This window comes from Gemmatimonadales bacterium, assembly GCA_030697825.1.
GTDB lineage: Bacteria > Gemmatimonadota > Gemmatimonadetes > Gemmatimonadales > JACORV01 > JACORV01.
In genome coordinates, this window is sequence record JAUYOW010000131.1 from 1 (window position 1) to 3079 (window position 3079).

The window sequence follows — 3079 nt, forward strand, 5'->3', positions numbered from 1 at the left end:
AGCTTCTGCAGCGCCGTTGTCACCGCCGCCTCGACGTGCGGCGGGATCGTCTTGCGCTGGAGCGTCAGCGAACGCGGCTGCTCGGTCATCACCCGCGCGACGATCGCCTGCGCCGTCGGGCCGGTGAACGGCGGTTCCCCCGCGAGCATCTCGTACAGCACGCAGCCCAGCGCGTACACGTCGCTCTTCGCCGTGATCTCGCGCTCCCCCATCGCCTGCTCGGGGCTCATGTAGTGCGGCGTGCCTAACGACATGCCCGTCTCGGTGATGCGGGTCCCGCCGCCCGCGCTCGAGACCGCCAGCGCGATCCCGAAGTCCGCCACCAGTGCCCGGCCGTCGTGAAGCAGGATGTTCTCGGGCTTGATGTCCCGATGCACCACGTGGTGCCGGTGCGCGTAGTCCAGCGCGTCGGCCACCTCCCGCGCGATCCGTACCGCGTCCTCCACCGGCAGCTGCTTCTCGCGCGTCAGGCGGTCGCGCAGACTCTCGCCCTCGACGTACGGCATCACGTAGTAGACGATGCCCTCGGCCTCGCCCGAGTCGTGCAGCGGCAGGATGTGGGGGTGCTGGAGGTTGGCGGTGAGCCGGATCTCCTTCAGGAACCGCTCGCCACCGAGGATCGCGGCCAGCTCGGGGCGCAGCACCTTGAGCGCCACCTTCCGGTCGTGGCGAACGTCGTGGGCGAGGTACACCGTGGCCATCCCGCCCGCGCCGAGCTCCCGCTCGATCTGGTAGCGGTCGGCCAGCGCGGCCGACAGGCGCTGCACGGCGTCTGTCACGGTACCTCTTGAGGATGGAGGGAGCCCGGCCGAAGATACCGGCCGGGAACCGGGTGGGCCAGTCGCGGCGGTCCTGAGGCGGTTGACCGGCTCTCCCGCCCCAGCGGCTGAAAGCCGCTGCTCGGCCCTACGGCTTAAGCCGCACCAACGCTTCCGTCGCTTCAGCGACCGAGCCGAGCCGCAAGTTTACTCGCGGGGGGCCAATCCGCATATTCGACCCATGCCGAACGTCGCCGCCCTCCGAGCGCTGGCCGACAAGTGGGCCTACGCCGAGGCCTCCGAGCGCGCCAACTTCGCTCCCTACCTCATCGACCTGTGCAAAGCGCTGGGCGTTGACGGCCCGGGCCCGGCCGGCAGCGGCTACCAGCTCGAGCTCACGATCAAGGTCATTACGAAGGACGGCGTCGAGGTCGCGAACTACATCGACTGCTTCCGCCGCGATTTCTTCGCGATCGAAGCCAAGGACCAGGAGCCCGGCCGGTCCTCCGACCTGCTGCTCAGGCGCGCGTTCGGGCAGGTGCGCAACTACGTCACCTACGCGCCCGGAGGCATGCCCCCGTACGTGATGGTGATGGACGTGGCCCGGACACTCATCGTCTGGGACCGGTGGAACGGCAACTACGGCGACTGGCAGGCGGGCCGCCGCATCGACCTCACGAGACTCCACGAGCGGCCAGAGGACGCGCAGCTTCTTCACGCCATCTGGACCGATCCGCGGTCGCTCGATCCGCGGGCCCGCGCGCAGGCCGTCACCAAGGAGGTGGCCGGCTACCTGGCCAACCTGGCCCGGGCGCTAGAGGAGGCCGGGAACGACCAGGAGCGTGTGGCGCGATTCATCATGCGCTGTGTCTTCACGATGTTCGCCGAGGACATCGGTCTGCTGCCCGGCGAGCCGTTCCGCAAGATCCTCGCGCGTTGCACCGACGAGCCGGCCGCGTTCCCCGAGCAGGCGCAGGCATTGTGGAAAGCGATGGACGCCGGCGAGAAGTTCGACTGGAAGAAGCTGATGCGCTTCAACGGTCACTTCTTCCGCGACTCGGAAGCGCTGCCGCTCACCAAGCAGGCCATCGTGGTCCTGAGCCTCGCGGCCGAGGCCGACTGGCAGGACGTGGAGCCGGCGATCTTCGGCACGCTGCTGACCCGCGCGCTCAACCCCGCCGAACGGCATCGGTTAGGCGCCGAGTTCACGCCGAGGGAGTTCGTCGAGCGGGTGGTCCGGCCAGCGGTGGAGGAGCCGATCCGCGAGCGGTGGAAGGCCGAGCAGGCCGTGGTGCTCCAGCTACGTGAGGCGGGGAAGAAGAAGGATGCCGAGAAGCGACTGCGGGAGTTCCACGACTGGATGAAGGCGCTTCAGTTCCTCGATCCCGCGTGCGGCTCCGGCAACTTCCTCTACGTGACGATGCACCTCGTGAAGCGGATAGAGCTGGAGGTGCTGCGCGAGCTGGAGGAGGTCACCGGGAAGCACGAGATGCGGCTGGCCGAGGTGGGGCCGTGGCAGTTCCACGGCATCGAGATCAAGCCGTGGGCGCGGGAGATCGCCGAGCTGGTGTTGTGGATCGGGTTCCACCAGTTCTGGCGCGCGCACCACGACGTGCAGCCGCCCGAGCCGATCCTTCAGGACACCGGCACGCTGGAGTGCCGCGACGCGGTGCTGGCGTGGGATGAGATCCGGCACGACCCGAGCCGTGACCGGCCCGACCCCACACCACGCATCACGCATCCGGTGACGGGGAAGCTGGTGCCCGATCCGAAAGCGAAGTTGCCGTACATGGAGTACGTGAACCCGCGGCCCGCGGAATGGCCGAAAGCGGACTTCATTGTGGGGAATCCGCCGTATCTGGGTAAGGGTAAGCAGAGGGACGCTCTCGGCGATGGGTACGTTGATGCGTTGCGACACTGCAATCCCAGGCTTCCAGACGGTATCGACTACGTCATGTACTGGTGGAATCGGGCCGCTACTCTGGTCGCAGAAGGAGGCTGCATCAGGGCGGGCCTGATTACCACCAACAGCATTGCTCAGCCGTTCAATCGCCCCGTGTACAACGACGCGAAAGCACGCGGCGCACACGTAGTCTGGGCGTGTGCCAACCATCCATGGGCGGATGAAGAGGGCGCTGCCGCGGTTCAGGTGACGATGTCAGTCCTGGCTCGTGATTCACGCGCAGCCGCCCTTGTAATTGTGGATAGCACGGGAACCGTCGTTGGGACAATCCTAACGCCCGGAATCAACGCGGACTTCACGCACCTCGCAGACGTGGCGCGTGCCGCCGGCGTGCCGCTCCTCTCCAACGCTGGGTTGT

Annotated in this window: 2 protein-coding genes; one reads left to right on the plus strand and one right to left on the minus strand. The window is 67.5% G+C overall.

The window, feature by feature from the left end:
- A partial coding sequence (locus Q8Q85_06785) for a serine/threonine-protein kinase (protein MDP3773958.1) occupies positions 1-779 on the minus strand: 779 nt, incomplete at its 3' end.
- A 220-nt stretch (positions 780-999) separates the two neighbouring features.
- Here Q8Q85_06785 and Q8Q85_06790 point away from each other — a divergent pair.
- Positions 1000-3079: hypothetical protein (locus Q8Q85_06790; GenBank protein ID MDP3773959.1), on the plus strand; the 2080-nt coding region annotated here is incomplete at its 3' end.